This is a genomic window from Pseudomonas sp. GW456-12-1-14-TSB6 (assembly GCF_059424205.1).
This window is the reverse complement of sequence record NZ_JBWKZE010000024.1, coordinates 1-16,774: the sequence shown is the minus strand read 5'-3', so window position 1 is coordinate 16,774 and position 16,774 is coordinate 1. Positions and strand designations below refer to the sequence as shown.

At 61.9% G+C, this 16,774-nt stretch carries 14 protein-coding genes; 4 read left to right on the top strand and 10 right to left on the bottom strand.

Features of this window, described 5'->3' with window-relative positions; all coding sequences use genetic code 11:
• Window positions 1-21: 21 nt before the first annotated feature.
• The 10 genes from fis to gcbA all read right to left on the bottom strand — a co-directional run bounded on the left by fis (window position 22) and on the right by gcbA (window position 11,800).
• Complete coding sequence (gene fis, locus AC07Y2_RS20775; RefSeq protein WP_002555375.1) at window positions 22-342, bottom strand: DNA-binding transcriptional regulator Fis; 321 nt, start codon at window positions 340-342, stop codon at window positions 22-24.
• Window positions 339-1,349 carry a tRNA dihydrouridine synthase DusB gene (gene dusB, locus AC07Y2_RS20770; protein ID WP_007951027.1) on the bottom strand — a complete coding sequence of 337 codons (1,011 nt, stop codon included), beginning with the start codon at window positions 1,347-1,349 and terminating at the stop codon, window positions 339-341. The genes fis and dusB overlap by 4 nt, the downstream gene beginning before the upstream one ends.
• Before the next feature lie 185 nt (window positions 1,350-1,534).
• Window positions 1,535-2,785 carry a DUF3426 domain-containing protein gene (locus AC07Y2_RS20765; RefSeq protein WP_074689686.1) on the bottom strand — a complete coding sequence of 417 codons (1,251 nt, stop codon included), beginning with the start codon at window positions 2,783-2,785 and terminating at the stop codon, window positions 1,535-1,537.
• Between the two features lie 30 nt (window positions 2,786-2,815).
• Window positions 2,816-3,694 (bottom strand): 50S ribosomal protein L11 methyltransferase, encoded by an 879-nt coding sequence (gene prmA, locus AC07Y2_RS20760; protein WP_007951025.1) that lies wholly within the window; start codon window positions 3,692-3,694, stop codon window positions 2,816-2,818.
• A gap of 166 nt (window positions 3,695-3,860) precedes the next feature.
• Window positions 3,861-5,219 (bottom strand): acetyl-CoA carboxylase biotin carboxylase subunit, encoded by a 1,359-nt coding sequence (gene accC / locus AC07Y2_RS20755; RefSeq protein ID WP_103386788.1) that lies wholly within the window; start codon window positions 5,217-5,219, stop codon window positions 3,861-3,863.
• A 17-nt stretch (window positions 5,220-5,236) separates the two neighbouring features.
• On the bottom strand, window positions 5,237-5,704 hold the full coding sequence (accB, locus tag AC07Y2_RS20750; RefSeq protein ID WP_007951023.1) for an acetyl-CoA carboxylase biotin carboxyl carrier protein: 468 nt from the start codon (window positions 5,702-5,704) through the stop codon (window positions 5,237-5,239).
• 24 nt (window positions 5,705-5,728) lie between these two features.
• The gene (gene aroQ / locus AC07Y2_RS20745) at window positions 5,729-6,184 is read right to left on the bottom strand and encodes a type II 3-dehydroquinate dehydratase (RefSeq protein ID WP_064593231.1); all 456 of its coding nucleotides are present in this window, start codon (window positions 6,182-6,184) and stop codon (window positions 5,729-5,731) included.
• 132 nt (window positions 6,185-6,316) lie between these two features.
• A complete protein-coding gene (locus AC07Y2_RS20740) occupies window positions 6,317-8,074 on the bottom strand; it encodes a protein-disulfide reductase DsbD (protein ID WP_103386789.1) in 1,758 nt (585 codons plus the stop codon).
• Between the two features lie 58 nt (window positions 8,075-8,132).
• The gene (locus AC07Y2_RS20735) at window positions 8,133-10,079 is read right to left on the bottom strand and encodes a methyl-accepting chemotaxis protein (RefSeq protein WP_103386790.1); all 1,947 of its coding nucleotides are present in this window, start codon (window positions 10,077-10,079) and stop codon (window positions 8,133-8,135) included.
• A 50-nt stretch (window positions 10,080-10,129) separates the two neighbouring features.
• Window positions 10,130-11,800, bottom strand: coding sequence for a diguanylate cyclase GcbA (gcbA, locus tag AC07Y2_RS20730; protein WP_103386791.1), 1,671 nt, complete (start codon window positions 11,798-11,800; stop codon window positions 10,130-10,132).
• A 428-nt stretch (window positions 11,801-12,228) separates the two neighbouring features.
• Here gcbA and AC07Y2_RS20725 point away from each other — a divergent pair, with 428 nt between their 5' ends.
• The 4 genes from AC07Y2_RS20725 (at window position 12,229) to speA (ending at window position 16,548) form a co-directional block, all read left to right on the top strand.
• Window positions 12,229-13,296 (top strand): DUF2333 family protein, encoded by a 1,068-nt coding sequence (locus AC07Y2_RS20725; protein WP_039772049.1) that lies wholly within the window; start codon window positions 12,229-12,231, stop codon window positions 13,294-13,296.
• Window positions 13,297-13,299: 3 nt separating this feature from the next.
• Complete coding sequence (locus AC07Y2_RS20720; RefSeq protein WP_103386792.1) at window positions 13,300-13,857, top strand: NUDIX hydrolase; 558 nt, start codon at window positions 13,300-13,302, stop codon at window positions 13,855-13,857.
• Between the two features lie 187 nt (window positions 13,858-14,044).
• The gene (locus AC07Y2_RS20715; RefSeq protein ID WP_007951016.1) at window positions 14,045-14,416 is read left to right on the top strand and encodes a translation initiation factor Sui1; all 372 of its coding nucleotides are present in this window, start codon (window positions 14,045-14,047) and stop codon (window positions 14,414-14,416) included.
• A 218-nt stretch (window positions 14,417-14,634) separates the two neighbouring features.
• Entirely contained in the window at window positions 14,635-16,548 is a 1,914-nt protein-coding gene (gene speA, locus AC07Y2_RS20710; protein WP_103386793.1) for an arginine decarboxylase, read from the top strand.
• The last annotated feature ends 226 nt before the right edge of the window (window positions 16,549-16,774 follow it).

Below are 16,774 nucleotides of genomic sequence, written 5' to 3'. Positions count from 1 at the left end.
CTTTCTGGTTTGATTGAATGCTTACAGCAGATCGTACTGCTTGAGTTTCTTGCGCAGCGTGCCGCGGTTCAGTCCGAGCAGCTCGCTGGCCTTGGTCTGGTTGCCCTTGACGTAGTTCATCACGCTTTCGAGCAGGGGAGCCTCGACTTCGGAGAGCACCAGGTTGTACACGTCCGTGACGGACGCGCCCTCAAGGTGGGCGAAATAATTGTGCAGCGCCTTCTCGACACTCCCGCGAAGGGTCTGGCCTTCTTCGCTCGGGGTATTGAGGTGCTGTTTCAAATTCACGTTGTCGCTCACGGGTGTTGTTCCACTCACTAAAGTCTCGGTCATCATCGTCATGCGGCCACCCCTTCTCCGTCCCCTGTCAGGCTCTTGTAACGTTCGGCGAAGAACTCCCGAACGTTGGCGCATTGTGTTTCCGTACCATCCAAACGATTGAAGTGGGCGCGAAATTCCCTGGCGCCCGGCAAGGTTGCGAGATACCAGCCCACATGCTTGCGGGCAATTCGCACACCCATCACGTCCCCATAGAAGGCGTGAAGGGCGGCCAGATGCTCAAGCAGAATGCGTTCCACCTCGATCAGCTCCGGCGCCGGCAGTTTTTCGCCGGTACGCAGGAAGTGTTCGATCTCGCGAAAAATCCATGGCCGCCCCTGGGCAGCCCGGCCGATCAACAGGCCATCGGCACCGGTCGCGTCGAGCACGTAGCGGGCCTTTTCCGGCGATACGATGTCGCCGTTGGCAAAGACCGGAATCGACACCGCCTGCTTGATCGCGGCAATGGTGTCGTACTCGGCTTCGCCGGTGTACAGGTCGGCGCGGGTGCGGCCATGCACCGCCAGCGCCGTGATCCCGGCCTGTTCGGCGATCTTCGCCACGGTCAGGCCGTTCTTGTTGTCGCGATCCCATCCGGTGCGGATCTTCAGGGTCACCGGCACATCAACCGCCGCCACGACGGCATGCAGGATCTCGGTAACCAGTGCCTCATCCTTCAACAGCGCGGAGCCGGCGGCCTTGTTGCAGACCTTCTTCGCCGGGCAACCCATGTTGATATCAATAATCTGTGCGCCCAGCTCGACGTTGGCCCGGGCCGCATCCGCCAGCATCTGCGCATCGCCACCGGCGATTTGCACCGAGCGTGGCTCGGGATCACCTTCGTGGATCATGCGCATGCGCGACTTGCGGGTGTTCCACAGGCTCATGTCACTGGTGACCATTTCCGAGACTACAAGCCCTGCGCCCAGACGCTTGCACAGCTGACGAAAGGGCTGGTCGGTGACACCCGCCATCGGGGCGAGGATCAAGCCGTTCTGCAATGTATATGGGCCGATGCGTACCGCCGACATAGGACTTCCCTGAAGTGGGGCCGGATCATGAGAGTTCGAAAAAGGGTTGGCATGATACCCGCTCTCGATGACTGGATAAAGGCTGAATTGAACAAAATCTGAACAGTTATTCTGTTATTACCGCCGGTTTGGTTGTGCGGTGTGCAGTCAGAAAATTGCCGTCAATCCGGGAGCGGTGAAGCGCTTCACTCGGGTGAGTGGAAACTCAGGCTGTAGTTCACCGCTTTCGGGCCTGGGTCAAGGATGTCCAGAGCGATATGGATCGGGGTCTGCGGCGGCATTTCCGCCATGCCTTCGAGGTCGCCGTTGAGGTATTCGCCGGGTTTGAAGCGACGACTGGCGATCAGGTGACCGTTGAGGTCAGCGAAGCGCAGCTCCAGCAGCGGAAACGGCTGCGAGAACGGCGCGCGGTTATAAATGATCGCGTCCACCACCAGCGCACCGCTGAATTCCGGGTGGCTGCGCACCACCAGGTTGCTGCTCTTGATCTTGGCGATATCGACCTTGGACGGCACCGTGCAGCCGACTTGCGGGCAGAGTTGCTGGAACCACGGCCGGTATTGATCCTGGCGCGCCAGTTCGTCGAAGTGATAGGCGATGTATTGTCCGCCCAGGCCGGCGGCGGCCAGCACGATGAGCAACAGCCAGAGCAGGCGACGGCCCCAGGGCGAGCGGCGTTTTTGCCAGTCCAGTTGCAGCGGATCATCGGTCAGATCCTGCAAGGCTTCGGCGCGAGCACTGGACTCGACACGTTCGCGTTTTTTGCGCGCAGGTTCGATCAGTGGCAGTTCGTCGTCGACGTCATCGCTGGCTGACAGACGTTCGCGGCGGGCATTCGGGTCGATCGGATCGTGCAAGCGCAGTTGCGGGATCGGCGGTTCGTCGTCGAGATCCACCGGCTCCAGCGACAGCGAGGGTTCGGTGCGTTCCGGTCGGACGGGTTCAGGCTCGACGGCGTCGGGTTCATCTTCGACTTCGGGGGAGCGCTCATCTGCCGGTTCGCTGAACAGGCTGTCCGGCCACGACGTATCTTCCGGTTCGTGGCTGTCGCGGCGGGCGCTCAGGGCGTCCTCGCGTGGGCGGCCAAGCTCGGTGGTCGGCTGGATTTCCCGTTGCTCGAGGCGGGCCAGCTCTTCGTCCAGATCCAGGCTGTCCAGATCCAGCTCGGCGGCGCTCCATTGCTTCTGGCTGATGGCGCGCGGTTCGGGCGTTTCGACGATGGCCGGTGCGTCGGCGGGCGCCGGCTCGCTGATCAACGGTGCCACCGGCGTGACTGCTTCCTTGCCTGCGTGTTGCTCCAGCAATTGCTTGGCGGCATTGAACACTTGCAGGCAGGAGCCGCAACGAACCACCCCGCGGGCCACGCTCAACTGAGCGTGGCTGACGCGGAAACTGGTTTGGCAATGCGGGCACTGGGTGACGAAGCTGTCGGTCATGCGGCGGTCCGGATTGAGCAGGCGGTCATTCTAGCGCCGACGGCCGGTGATGCGCACCCAGCCATCGCGATTGGCGATCGGGTCGAGATCGAAGTCCTGCGCGTAGGCGGCAGCGACTTCGTCACCTTGTTCGGCGAGGATCCCGGACAGTGCCAGGCGCCCGCCGGATTTGACCAGACCGGACAGTTGCGGCGCCAGGGAAACCAGCGGACCGGCCAGAATGTTGGCCACCAGTACGTCGGCTTTGACCTGCGGCAGGTCTTCCGGCAGGTACAGCGGGAACAGTTCGTCCGCGATGTTGTTGCGCCCGGCGTTGTCGCGGGAGGCTTCGAGTGCCTGCACGTCAATGTCGGTGCCGACCGCTTCTTTCGCGCCGAGCAGCAGGGCGGCAATCGCCAGAATCCCCGAGCCGCAGCCGAAATCCAGCACGTTGCAGTCTTTCAGGTCCTGGCCGTCCAGCCATTCCAGGCACAGGGCGGTGGTCGGGTGGGTACCGGTACCGAACGCCAGGCCCGGGTCCAGCAGCAGGTTGACCGCGTCCGGCTCCGGTGCGGCGTGCCAGCTCGGCACGATCCACAGGCGCTGGCCGAAGCGCATCGGCTGGAAACCATCCATCCAGCTGCGTTCCCAGTCCTGGTCTTCGATCACTTCGCTGTGATGCTCGGGCAGCGGGCTGCCGGTCAGCAGTTCCAGGTGGGCCAGTACCGGGGCGGCTTCGGTGCCGCCCTCGAACAGGGCCAGCAGGTGGGTGTGCGCCCACAGCGGGGTGGTATTGAGTTCCGGTTCGAAGATCGGCTGATCTTCGGCGTCCATGAAGGTCACCGAAACGGCGCCCACTTCAAGGAAAGCGTCTTCGTAGGTTTCGGCTTGTTCCGGGCTGATGGCGAGTCTTACTTGCAGCCAAGGCATGGCGGGCACCTGTGAAAAAGATTGATTGCAGCCTAGCGGCCTGCGAGAAGCGCGCAAGTTTACGCGAGCGCGACGGTTTTGTGGGAGCGGGGAATGTGTGAGCAGATGAAACCTTCGGAAACAACAAAGCCGCCCGAAGGCGGCCTTGTCTGGTGCGGGCTGAAGCTTAGTGCTTCTCGCCAGCCAGCTTGTGCTCGAGGTAGTGAATGTTCACGCCCCCTTTGCAGAAGCCTTCGTCGCGGGTCAGATCACGGTGCAGCGGGATGTTGGTCTTGATCCCGTCGACCACGATTTCGTCCAGGGCATTGCGCATGCGGGCCATGGCTTCGTCGCGGGTCGCGCCGTAAGTGATCAGCTTGCCGATCAGCGAGTCGTAGTTCGGCGGAACGGCATAACCGCTGTACAGGTGCGAATCGACGCGAACGCCGTTGCCGCCTGGAGCGTGGAAATGCTTGACCGTACCCGGGCTCGGCATGAAGGTTTTCGGGTCTTCGGCGTTGATCCGGCATTCCAGCGAGTGACCGCGGATGACCACATCATCCTGGGTATACGACAGCTTGTTGCCAGCGGCGATGCTGAGCATCTCCTTGACGATGTCGATACCGGTGACCATTTCCGAAACCGGGTGCTCCACCTGAACACGGGTGTTCATTTCGATGAAGTAGAAACGGCCGTTCTCGTACAGGAACTCGAAGGTGCCGGCGCCACGGTAGCCGATGTCGATGCACGCCTTGACGCAGCGAGCGAGGACTTCCTTGCGGGCCTGCTCGTCGATGCCCGGTGCCGGCGCTTCTTCGAGGACCTTCTGGTGACGGCGCTGCAGCGAGCAGTCACGGTCGCCCAGGTGGATGGCGTTGCCCTGGCCGTCGGACAGAACCTGCACTTCGACGTGGCGCGGGTTGGTCAGGAATTTTTCCAGATAGACCATCGGGTTGCCGAACGCCGCGCCAGCTTCGGAGCGGGTCAGTTTCGCCGAGGCGATCAGGTCTTCTTCCTTGTGCACCACGCGCATGCCGCGACCACCACCGCCGCCGGCGGCCTTGATGATCACCGGATAGCCGACTTCACGACCGATGCGCAGCGCCGTTTCCTCGTCTTCCGGCAGCGGGCCGTCGGAACCTGGAACGGTTGGCACGCCCGCTTCGATCATCGCGTGCTTGGCCGATACCTTGTCGCCCATCAGGCGAATGGTTTCGGCTTTCGGACCGATGAAGGCGAAGCCGGAGTTCTCGACCTGCTCGGCAAAGTCGGCGTTTTCCGCGAGGAAACCGTAGCCTGGGTGAATGGCGGTAGCGCCAGTCACTTCAGCGGCCGCAATGATTGCCGGGATGTGCAGGTAGGAGTGCGCGGCAGAAGCCGGGCCGATGCAGACGGATTCGTCTGCCAGACCCAGGTGCATCAGCTCTTTGTCGGCCTTGGAGTAAACGGCGACGGTCTTGATGCCCATCTCTTTGCAGGCACGCAGAATCCGCAGGGCGATCTCACCGCGGTTAGCGATCAGAACTTTTTCCAACTTCGCAGTCATCAAAGGCTCTCCGCAGTTCAAACGATGGTGAACAGCGGTTGGTCGTACTCAACCGGCTGGCCGTCTTCGACGAGGATGGACTCGATCACACCGCTGGTTTCAGCTTCGATGTGGTTCATCATCTTCATGGCTTCGACGATGCACAGGGTGTCGCCTTTCTTCACGGTCTGGCCGACTTCAACGAAGGACGGCGAGGTTGGCGAAGATTTGCGATAGAAGGTGCCGACCATCGGCGAACGGGCAACGGTGCCGTTCAGCGCTGGAGCAGCAGCGGCAGCTGGAGCTGCGGCAGCAGCAACCGGAGCGGCAGCGGCGGCAGGTGCAGCGGCCGGAGCCTGCATCGGAGCCGGTGCGTAATACTGCTGCGCCGGGGTCTTGCTGTGACGGCTGATGCGTACGGACTCTTCGCCTTCCTTGATCTCGAGCTCGTCGATGCCGGACTCTTCCAGCAATTCGATCAGTTTCTTAACTTTACGGATATCCATGAATCATCAACTCCCAAGGGTCGGTCAGGGGCGTATAGCTTGGTGTTCAAGCTGCTCTAGTGCAGCCTCCAGGGCCAGTCGATAACCGCTGGCGCCAAGGCCGCAGATCACTCCTACCGCTACATCGGAGAAGTAAGAGTGATGGCGGAAAGGTTCGCGTTTGTGCACGTTGGACAAATGCACTTCGATGAATGGGATGCTCACTCCCAGCAGCGCGTCACGTAATGCGACACTTGTGTGTGTAAATGCTGCCGGGTTGATCAGAATGAAGTCCACGCCCTCGCCGCGTGCGGCGTGGATGCGATCGATCAATTCGTACTCGGCATTGCTTTGCAGATACAGCAGATGATGGCCGGCTTCACGGGCGCGGCGTTCCAGATCCTGATTGATCTGCGCCAGGGTGGTCGACCCGTAGGTCCCGGGTTCCCGGGTGCCGAGCAGGTTCAGGTTGGGGCCGTGCAGCACCAGTAGCGTTGCCATCTGCGTGTTCCTTGTTATGGGTGAGCCTTCGTCAGAACCCGGCGACTATGCCGCAAAGACTTTGTGACTGTCCAGTTCTCTGCAATAGCCAGCACGATGTCCGATGTTTGCGCAAAATATGTGACTGACTGATTAAATCCGGTCATTCACTTTAGCGACACGTTCGGCGAAGTCGCTGGCGTTGATCTCACCGATCACCCGCACATCGCGACGTTCCACCCCGTCCTGGCCGAAGAACATCAGCGCCGGTGGGCCGAACAGGCTGTAGCGGTCGAGCAGGGTGCGCTGCTCGGCATTGCTCGCGGTGATATCGAAGCGGATCAGCCGATAGCCCTTGAGCCGATCCACGACTGTCGCGTCATTGAGTACTTCGTGTTCGATGACTTTGCAGCTGATGCACCAGTCGGCGTACCAGTCGAGCAGCAGCGGGGTGCCGGCGGTTTTCGCTTCGAGCAGCACCCGATCCAGTTCCGCCGGGGTGCTGACGGTCTGCCACGAGCCGCTGTTTTGCGCGGTCGAGCCGCTGTCGGCAACGCGTGCCGGGGCTATTGGATTCAACGGGTCGGTCTGCCCGCTGAACGCGCCGTACCAACAGGCCAGCGCATAAAACAGCAGGAACAGGCCCAGCAACTGGCCGAGACGTTTGCGTGGTGGTTTGTAGACGAATTCCAGAGCGCCGAGGAACAGACCGACGCCGCCGGCCAGCAAGCCGATCAGCAGCAACGTGATCTGCCCCGGCAATACCCGGCTGAGCAAACCGATCGCCAGCCCGAGCAGCAACACGCCGATGCCGTTCTTCACGTACATCATCCACGGCCCGCTTTTCGGCAGCCACGCTGCGCCGCCGGTGGCCACCAACAGCAGCGGCGCGCCCATGCCCAGGCCGAGCATTAACAGCTTCAGGCCGCCGCCCAGCGCATCGCCGCTGGCGCTTATATAAAGCAGCGCGCCGGCCAGCGGTGCGGAAACGCACGGCGATACCAGCAGACTCGACACCACACCCAACACCGCCGCGCCCCACAACGAGCCGCCTTCAGTGCGCCCGGCAATCCGGTCGAGGCGGCTGCTGATGAAGTGCGGCAGTTTCAGCTCGAATACGCCGAACATCGCCAGCGCGAACACCGCAAAGAACATCGCAAACGGCACCAGCACCCACGCCGATTGCAGCCGTGCCTGCAAATTCAGTTGCGCGCCGAACAACCCCATCAAGGCTCCGAGCAGCGCGAAGCACGCCGCCATCGGCAGCACATAGGCCAGGGACAGATTGAAGCCACGCAAACCGCCGACCTGCCCGCGCAACACCACGCCGGACAGGATCGGCAGCATCGGTAATACACAAGGCGTGAAGGTCAGGCCCAGGCCCGCCAGGAAGAACAGCGCCAGATCACGCCAGTCCCAACCCGTCACGGGAGCCGACGCGTCATTTGCCGCTGCGTTGCCCTCGATGCTCAGGCGTTCGGTTTCCGGTGGATAGCACAAGCCCTTGTCGGCACAGCCCTGATAGGTGACGGCCAGCGTGAACGCTCGGGAATCATTGCGCGGCAGTTCTACATCGAGAATGCCGTGGTAGACCTCGACGTCGCCGAAATACTCGTCGTGTTTCTGTTCGCCTTGCGGCAGTTGTGCGGCGCCGAGTTTCACCTCTGCAGGCTCGGCACGAAACTGGAAGCGATGCCGGTAGAGGTAATAGCCTTCGGAGGCGACGAAGCGCAGTTTGACCGATTGCGGTGTGCTCTCGACCAGGCTCAGTTGAAAGGCTTCGCGCACCGGCAGGAAATCGGCGCTGTTGTTGACCGAGCCCAGCGTGGCGCTGGGTTTGCTGTCGAACAGACCGGCGGCGCCGGCCGGCAGGGCGAAGACGAAAAACAGCAGGCAGAGCAGGCGGCGCATGACAATCTCGCGAATCAAAGGTGCGGGAATGATAGCGGACTTGGCCCTGCGCTGTGTGTCACACGCGGAACGCCTGCACGGCGGTGTGCAGCTGGCCGCCCAGCAACAGCAGGTTCTCGCCTTGCTCGCGGCCCTGACCGATGCGTAGCAGATTGGCCCCGCCCAACTGATGGATCCGCTCGCTGTGATCACGGATCTCGCTGACCGCGCCGCTCTGTTGCGCGGTGATCTCGGCAATGCGGATCGCAGTGTCGGAGATGGTCTGGATCGCGCCGACAATCCTGTCCAGCGCACCATCCGCCGATTGCGCCTGATTGGCGGTGGCCTCGGCATGTTCTACCTGGGCGCGCATGCCCTCGACCGATTGTCTCGCTGCAGTTTGCAGGCCGGCGATCAGGGTCTGGATTTCGGCGGTGGCGCCGGCGGTGCGTTGCGCCAGCGAGCGCACTTCCTCGGCCACCACGGCAAACCCACGGCCCATTTCCCCGGCGCGGGCGGCTTCGATCGCCGCGTTGAGCGCCAGCAGGTTGGTCTGGTCGGCAATCGAGCGGATCACCGTCAGCACGCCGCCGATGGTCGCCGACTCTTCGGCCAGGTGTTCGATCATTTGCGCATTGCCCTGCACTTCGCCAACCAGCGCGTGCAGGCCGGTGAGGCTCTGGCCGATCACCTGTTGACCGTGTTCGACGGCCAGTCCGGCATGGCGGCTGGCATCGGCAGCCTGGCGCGCATCGCCGGCCACCTGCTGGATGGTCGCTTCCAGTTCGCCGAGGGAATCACGGATCAGCGCGGTATCGCCGGCCTGATGTTCGGCACCGCTGTGCAAGTCATTGCTCAGCTCGGCGAGGGTGCGGCTGCTGCCGGCCACTTGCTCGGCATTGCCGCGAATGGTCCCGACCAGATCCACCAGATAGGCGCGCAGGCGATTGAGCGAGGCTTCGATGTCGTGCAATTCGCGGTTGGTCTTGCCCAGATGAATGTCGCGACTAAAGTCGCCTTCGGCCCAGGTCGACAGCGCCGGGGCAAGGTTGGTCAAAGTGCGGGCCAGGCGCCGCTGCAGAGTATCGATCAGCAGTGCGATCAGCAGAATCAGACCGATCATCACGCCTTGCATCAGCCGTACTTCGCCCTGGATCTGCCCGTGCTGGGCGCGTACCACCGGTTCGAGGCCGGCGATGGCTTGTTGCACGGCGGCGATTTTCTGGTGGGTTGCGGTGCTCAGGTCGGTGCGTTTCTGGATCTGCTCGCGGGTGCGTGCGAGCTCCGCCGGGTAACGGCCGAGCAAACTGTTGAGTTCGCGTTTGAGGCCGACGCCGGCGTCTTCGGCAGAGGCTTTTTCGGTGCTTTCGATGCCCATCAGCGCGGCGAAGTCGTCGCTGCCGGACTCACTGCTGGCGACCACGCCGAGCAAGGGCAGGGCATCGATCGTCTGGGCCTGGGCGCGGATGTTGCTGACTTCGCGCTCGACATCGGCGGCCAGTTCACTGCGTCCGCTGCTGACCAGTTTGTCCCGGGCCAGCGACAGTTTGCCCAGATGTTGAGAGGCAATCAGCAGGGGTGTCAGGTAGGTCGCGTTGCCGCCGGCGTAGGTGCTGAGTTGGTCGAGACTGGCGCTCAATTCGCGTTCGGCCTGCAACAGCAGGGCCTGCGGATCGCCGGCCAGTTTGCCGGCGGCCAGCAGGTCGGTCTTGCTGAATTCATCGAGGCCGGTGAGGCTCGGGCGCAAGGTGTCGGCCAGCGCGGGCGGCAGCTCGCTGAGTTCTTTCTGCAACTGATCGATGGCCTGGCTGGCGCTGCTCAGGCGCAGGGCGTCGCCGCTGGCGAGGTAATCCCCGACGTTGCGTGCCACGTCATTCTGAAATTGCTGCGACAGTCCCAGGTAACGCTCCATCAACAGATACGGGCGCTCCAGGGCTTTTTGCGACCACCACAGCGTGGCGCCGAGGGCCACGCAGACGGCGACCAGCAACAGAGTATTGAGATTGGTGAGCAACTTCAGGCGCATGACGGCTACCAACGGCAGAATGGTAAGCGCCTGAATTTATTGCGGTTCTGTTACACGGTTATGACCGTTTGGGTCGAATCCGATGAAAAAGTGGCACTTTGCTTTGAGTCGCGAGCAGTCTGCACCCGATTGCGTCCTTCGCCCTTGGCGCGGTACAGCGCCTCGTCGGCCTGGCTGGCCATCATCAAGCTGTCGGAGTCGTCGTGCATCTCCACCACGCCGGCGCTGAAGGTGCACCACAGATCCTGCGGCTGGGCCGGATAGTGAATCTCGGCAAAGCGCTGGCGGATTTCGTCGAGCACTCTGTGCGCGGCTTCGATATCGGTGTCGGGCATGACGATGGCGAATTCTTCGCCGCCGTAACGGCCGATGAAGTCGGTCTTGCGCAGACGCTGCTTGAGGAACAGCGCCAGGCTCTTGATCACCCGGTCGCCCATCGGATGGCCGTGGCTGTCGTTGACCCGTTTGAAGTGGTCGATGTCGAGCATGGCAAAGCTCAACGGCTTGTTCTCGCGGCGGGCGCGGAACGAGCAGTCTTCGAGCAATTGCAGAATGTGCGTGTGGTTGTACAGGCCGGTGAGGCTGTCGCGGACCATCCGTGCCTTCAGGTTGCGCGCGCGGGCGGCGCGGTTGCGCACGGTGGTGATCAGATGGCGCGGCTTGATCGGCTTGGTCAGGAAGTCGTCGCCACCTTCGCTCATGGCGTCGAGCTGTTTGTCCAGATCGTCCTCGGCCGACAGATAAATGATCGGCACGCTCACATAACGGTCGTTGTGGCGGATGACCTTGGCCAGCTCGGTGCCGGTACAGGCCGGCATGTACATGTCGAGGATGATCAGGTCCGGCTGGAAGTCCGCCAGCTCGGCCATCGCCTGGATCGGTTCGATCAGAGTGCGGGTGACGATCCCTGCGCTGTTGAGCAGGCGCTCGGTGTGCAGGGCCTGGGCGCGGGAGTCGTCGATGATCAGCACTTTATAGGGCTCGTACTGGGCGACGCAGGTCAGGACTTCGATCTTCTCCAGCAAGCTCGAGGCTTCGAGGGTGCCGGTGAGAAATTCCTGGCCACCGGCGCGCACTGCGGCGAGGCGGGTCGGGGTGTCGGTTTCGTGCAGGCTGAAGAACAGCAGCGGCAGCGGTTCTTCCAGACCTTGCTGGGCTTCGGCGGCAAGCTTCAGACCGACGCCGGCACCGCTGAAATCCACGTCCATGACAATCGCGGCCGGCAGGCGCTCGACCATCGAGGAGCGAAACGCCGACACACTGTCCAGCGCCTGAGCGCTCAGACCGAAAAACTCCAGCTGCTTGGCCAGCCGCTCGGCGCGGTCGTGATCCTGCAGCATCACGTAGATCGGTTTGCGCAGGGGCGGCAGGAAGGTCTGATCGAGCTGATCGCCATGGCGCAGCCCGGTGCGCGACAAGCGCTGCATCAGACGGTTGAGATCGGTGATCAGGCCGCTGCTCAGGCGTCCGCGATTGGCGTCCACCGCTTCCAGCGACTGGCTGATGTGGCGGGCCAGCTGCGTGTGTTCGGGCTGTTCGAAACGCTCGGCAAAACGCAGCAGGCGCAGATTGGCCTCGCTCAGTTCGGCGAGATCGGCAGTGGACCACTCACTGCGTTGCAGGCGCTGCCATATCTCAAGAATCTGACGTGCCTGATGAATTACCCGCTGGGCAAAGTGGTGCTTGAGGCGCTCACGGCTGGGGTCTTCTGGCTCGGTCATATCCTGACTACTAGTTAGGGTGCATGCTGAGATCGACTGGTGGCTCTATGCTAGCACCTCTTTTCCCTTACATGAGTGTCGTACGTCAATAATCTGCGGTACGGCATCATTCAGTTTCTGACTGCCGGGTTTCAATTTGAACCTGATCGTCCGGGAAGTCCCCATCTACCGGGCATTTGCCAATCTGCGCAACCATGAATTTACTGGAGCGCGGGGAAGGGATGGCAGGGTCTTTGTGCTGTCCCGTTGCGGGTATCGGCAGCGCAATGGCGATGAATTCGCTATCGGGGAATCCCTTAGGGCGGTCTGTCCCGGCCTTGTGTCGGGTGGCGAGGCAGCGCCTGTCAATATTGACGGGTGCCCGGTCGAGGCACGTTGTTGTATGGTTGTGGTCGAACCGTTGAACCCAAGATTGAAAGGATATCGCCATGCTGGACTGGAAGAACCGCGCGGGCAGCGCGCCTGAACGTGCCGCCGAGCCCAAGTCGGCCGCCCGCAGCTATGTCGGCGGGCTGTTGTTCAGCCGGGCGCTGGCCACGCTGGTTGCCATTTACCTGTTGGTGACCATTGGCCTGGGTTGGTACTGGAGCCAGGAGCCGGCATTGTTTCCCGTGGCGCAGAACGCTCAGGTTGCCGCCGAGAAAGAGGGCAAGCAGATGGTGGTCGGCTACACCACCGTCGAAACCCTGAAAACCGTTGCCGGCACTTTGCTCGACAAGCCGGGCGGCTACATTTCCAACGACCGTTTCCCGCCTGGCCTGTGGATGGACAATATGCCGAGCTGGGAATACGGCGTGCTGGTGCAGGTTCGCGATTTGACCCGTGCCCTGCGCAAGGACTTCGCCCGCTCGCAGTCGCAATCGGCTGAAGACGCCGACCTGGCCAAGGCCGAGCCGCGCTTCAACTTCGACAACAAGAGCTGGATCCTGCCGTCGAGCGAGTCGGAATATCAGGAAGGCATCAACTCCCTGAGCCGTTATCAGGCGCGCCTGTCCGACCCGACCCAGAAAAACGCGCTGTTCTACGCCCGCGCCGACAACCTGAACAACTGGCTGGGTGATGTCGGCACCCGTCTCGGGTCGCTGTCGCAACGTTTGTCGGCCAGCGTTGGCCGGGTCAAGCTCAACACCGCGCTGAAAACCGAAGTGCCGGCGGTGGGTGAAGTGCCGCAGGTCGATGAGGAAGTCGTCGAGACCCCATGGATGCAGATCGACAACGTGTTCTACGAAGCCCGTGGCCAGGCCTGGGCGCTGTCGCACTTGCTGCGCGCGATCGAAGTCGATTTCGCCGACGTGCTGGCGAAGAAGAACGCGACCGTCAGCGTGCGTCAGATCATTCGCGAACTGGAAGCCTCCCAGGAGCCGATCTGGAGCCCGATGATCCTCAATGGCAGCGGTTTCGGTGTGCTGGCCAACCACTCGCTGGTCATGGCCAACTACATTTCCCGGGCCAACGCCGCCGTGATCGATTTGCGTCAACTGCTCAATCAGGGCTGAGTCATGGACGAGAGCGCCAGAGAGGCGGCCCACCGCGCCGCCTCGGATGCCGAACAGATCGCCTGGGTGGACGAGCAGGACAACCTGCTCGGCGCCCTGGTGCGTTCTGACCTGCGAGAACGCGGACTGATCGGCCGTGGTACCTACATCATGCTGTTCAACTCCGCCGGTGAACTCTGCGTGCATCGGCGCACGTTGAGCAAAGCCATTTATCCCGGTTACTGGGACGTGGCGGCGGGCGGCATGGTGCAGGCAGACGAGACCTACGCCGAGTCGGCGGCCCGTGAGCTGGAAGAAGAGCTGGGCGTGAGTGGCGTAGAGCTGACGGCCCACGACCATTTCTACTTCGAAGACACCGGCAATCGCCTGTGGTGTTCGGCGTTTTCGGCAGTGTGGGATGGCCCGTTGATCCTGCAGCCGGAGGAGGTGCTCGAAGCGCGCTTCATTCCGGTCGAACAGGTCATGCGGGAAATCGAGCAAAAGCCTTATTGCCCGGACTCTCTGGCAGCCTTGAAACGTTATCTGAAGGCTCAGCAAAGCAACGTCGCAAAGAACACATAAATTGGCGCCGATTGGCACTTAGCAATCGGCGTTTTTGCCGTTACACTGCGCGACCTTTTCAAGCTGCACCGGCCTGCTTTTATTGAAGAACCGGTGCAGTAGCGCTGCCCCTGCCTGAGTGGGGCTTCGCGGTCGATAGCCTTGCCCAAGGCTGCGATCAGTCTTTGTCCTCCCGAGAGGATTGCCGGTGGCCAAAAAAGCCGCATCCTTCGCCGCCCTGGGCGGCCTGGTATTTTCCACCGACGCAGGTCGTCATTGCCCGGAATGCAGCAAGCCGGTGGACGCCTGTATCTGCAAGCAAACCGTGATCCCCGCCGGCGACGGCATTGCCCGTGTGCGCCGCGAGAGCAAGGGGCGTGGCGGCAAAACGGTGACCACTATCACCGGCGTGCCTCTGGCCGAAGACGCACTCAAGGAGCTGGCGACAACGTTGAAGAAGCGTTGCGGCACCGGCGGTGCGTTGAAAGACGGGATCATCGAGATCCAGGGCGACCATGTCGAGCTGCTCCTGGCCGAGTTGGTCAAGCACGGCTTCAAAGCGAAGAAGTCCGGCGGCTAGCAGCCTCTGTGAAACCCACCGGCGGCTTGATTCAGCTCCAGAGTCCCTGGGCCTGACGTCGTTTCCATGGTTTTCACAGAGCCTGTTCATGACCGGTTTCTAAACTCAACGCTGTCAGCGCGGTCTACCGCCGCGCTGACGAACCGTCATTTTCATTCTTTAGACTGCGCCGGCCTGCGATCAGGCGACGCACTATGACTTCTTTATAGGGGACTTCGATGTCCGTACGACGCACACGCAAAGACGATGGCAGCCAATGGACAGTTGCGGACAGCCGCAGTGTTTACGGGATTCGCCATTGGGGGGCCGGGTATTTCGCGATCAATGACGCCGGTCGCGTCGAAGTTCGTCCGAACGGCCCGAGCAGCTCGCCTATCGATCTGTTCGAACAAGTCGACCAGCTGCGCAAGAGTGGCTTGTCCCTGCCGCTGCTGGTGCGTTTTCCCGACATCCTGCAAGACCGCGTCCGTCAGCTGACCGGCGCTTTCGATGCGAACATCGAGCGTCTGGAATACCAGAGCAAATACACCGCGCTGTACCCGATCAAGGTCAACCAGCAGGAAGCGGTGATCGAGAACATCATCGCCACCCAGAACGTTTCCATCGGTCTGGAAGCCGGCTCCAAGCCCGAGCTGCTGGCGGTGCTGGCGCTGGCGCCGAAGGGCGGCACCATCGTCTGCAACGGTTACAAGGACCGCGAGTTCATCCGTCTGGCGCTGATGGGCCAGAAGCTCGGCCACAACGTGTTCATCGTGATCGAGAAGGAGTCCGAAGTCGGTCTGGTGATCGATGAGGCGGCGTCGCTCAAGGTCAAGCCACAGGTCGGCCTGCGCGTGCGTCTGTCGTCGCTGGCGTCGTCGAAGTGGGCGGACACCGGTGGCGAGAAGTCCAAGTTCGGTCTGTCGGCGGCGCAACTGCTATCGGTGGTCGAGCGTTTCCGCGCGGCGGGCCTGGATCAGGGCATCCGTCTGCTGCACTTCCACATGGGTTCGCAGATCGCCAACCTGGCCGACTACCAGCACGGTTTCAAGGAAGCGATCCGTTACTACGGCGAGCTGCGCAACCTCGGTCTGCCGGTCGATCACATCGACGTCGGCGGCGGTCTGGGTGTGGACTACGACGGTACCCACTCGCGCAACGCCAGTTCGATCAACTACGACATGGACGACTACGCCGGTGTCGTGGTCGGCATGCTCAAGGAGTTCTGCGATGCGCAGGCCCTGCCGCATCCGCACATCTTCTCCGAAAGCGGTCGTTCGCTGACCGCGCACCACGCGATGCTGGTGGTGCAGGTGACCGACGTCGAGAAACACAACGACGAAATTCCGCTGATCGAGAACAAGGAAGCCCTGCCGGAAACCGTGCAGTGGCTGGTTGACCTGCTAGGCCCGACCGACATCGAAATGGTCACCGAAACCTACTGGCGCGCCACCCACTATATGAGCGACGTGGCCGCCCAGTACGCCGACGGCAAACTGACCCTGGCCGAGAAAGCCCTGGCCGAGCAGTGCTACTTCGCCGTATGCCGTCGCCTGCACAACTCGCTGAAAGCACGTCAGCGTTCGCACCGTCAGGTGCTGGACGAACTCAACGACAAGCTGGCCGACAAGTACATCTGCAACTTCTCGGTGTTCCAGAGCCTTCCGGACACCTGGGCGATCGATCAGGTGCTGCCGATCATCCCGCTGCACCGTCTCGATGAGGAGCCGCTGCGTCGTGCCGTTCTGCAAGACCTGACCTGCGACTCCGACGGCAAGATCAACCAGTATGTCGACGAGCAGAGCATCGAGACCAGCCTGCCGGTGCATGCGCTGAACGAAGGTGAAGATTACCTGCTGGGGGTGTTCCTGGTCGGCGCCTATCAGGAAATTCTCGGCGACATGCACAACCTGTTCGGTGACACCGACTCGGTGAACATCTACCAGAACGCCGATGGCAGCGTGTATCACGCCGGCATTGAAACCCACGACACCATCGAAGACATGCTGCGTTACGTGCACCTGTCGCCGGAAGAGCTGATGACCCACTACCGCGACAAGTGCGCCAGTGCCCGCATCAGCGCCAGCGAGCGCACTCAGTTCCTCGATGCGTTGCGCCTGGGTCTGACCCGCTCTTCCTACCTGTCTTCCTGAGGCCAGGTTCCGCTTTCATCTGGTTGTCTGAAATTGTTCCGCCCACCGTGGACGTTTCAGATAACCGGGTGAGACGCTTCTTTTTCTCTTCGCGAAACGGCCTGCTTCCAGGCCAGCAAAGTGACGTCGTCTGCTTTTCGCGTAGGTCATTTCCGAATTTGTAGTTCGGCTCTCTACTCGGCCATGGGTCTCGGCGAGAATCCCCGCCCGCCCCCCTGTAGAGAAT

What these genes read in the sequence shown, in the direction of transcription:
- fis (WP_002555375.1), bottom strand. Translation starts at nt 342, where the DNA reads ATGACGATGATGACCGAGACTTTAGTGAGTGGAACAACACCCGTGAGC.
- dusB (WP_007951027.1), bottom strand. Translation starts at nt 1,349, where the DNA reads ATGTCGGCGGTACGCATCGGCCCATATACATTGCAGAACGGCTTGATC.
- AC07Y2_RS20765 (WP_074689686.1), bottom strand. Translation starts at nt 2,785, where the DNA reads ATGACCGACAGCTTCGTCACCCAGTGCCCGCATTGCCAAACCAGTTTC.
- prmA (WP_007951025.1), bottom strand. Translation starts at nt 3,694, where the DNA reads ATGCCTTGGCTGCAAGTAAGACTCGCCATCAGCCCGGAACAAGCCGAA.
- accC (WP_103386788.1), bottom strand. Translation starts at nt 5,219, where the DNA reads ATGACTGCGAAGTTGGAAAAAGTTCTGATCGCTAACCGCGGTGAGATC.
- accB (WP_007951023.1), bottom strand. Translation starts at nt 5,704, where the DNA reads ATGGATATCCGTAAAGTTAAGAAACTGATCGAATTGCTGGAAGAGTCC.
- aroQ (WP_064593231.1), bottom strand. Translation starts at nt 6,184, where the DNA reads ATGGCAACGCTACTGGTGCTGCACGGCCCCAACCTGAACCTGCTCGGC.
- AC07Y2_RS20740 (WP_103386789.1), bottom strand. Translation starts at nt 8,074, where the DNA reads ATGCGCCGCCTGCTCTGCCTGCTGTTTTTCGTCTTCGCCCTGCCGGCC.
- AC07Y2_RS20735 (WP_103386790.1), bottom strand. Translation starts at nt 10,079, where the DNA reads ATGCGCCTGAAGTTGCTCACCAATCTCAATACTCTGTTGCTGGTCGCC.
- gcbA (WP_103386791.1), bottom strand. Translation starts at nt 11,800, where the DNA reads ATGACCGAGCCAGAAGACCCCAGCCGTGAGCGCCTCAAGCACCACTTT.
- AC07Y2_RS20725 (WP_039772049.1), top strand. Translation starts at nt 12,229, where the DNA reads ATGCTGGACTGGAAGAACCGCGCGGGCAGCGCGCCTGAACGTGCCGCC.
- AC07Y2_RS20720 (WP_103386792.1), top strand. Translation starts at nt 13,300, where the DNA reads ATGGACGAGAGCGCCAGAGAGGCGGCCCACCGCGCCGCCTCGGATGCC.
- speA (WP_103386793.1), top strand. Translation starts at nt 14,635, where the DNA reads ATGTCCGTACGACGCACACGCAAAGACGATGGCAGCCAATGGACAGTT.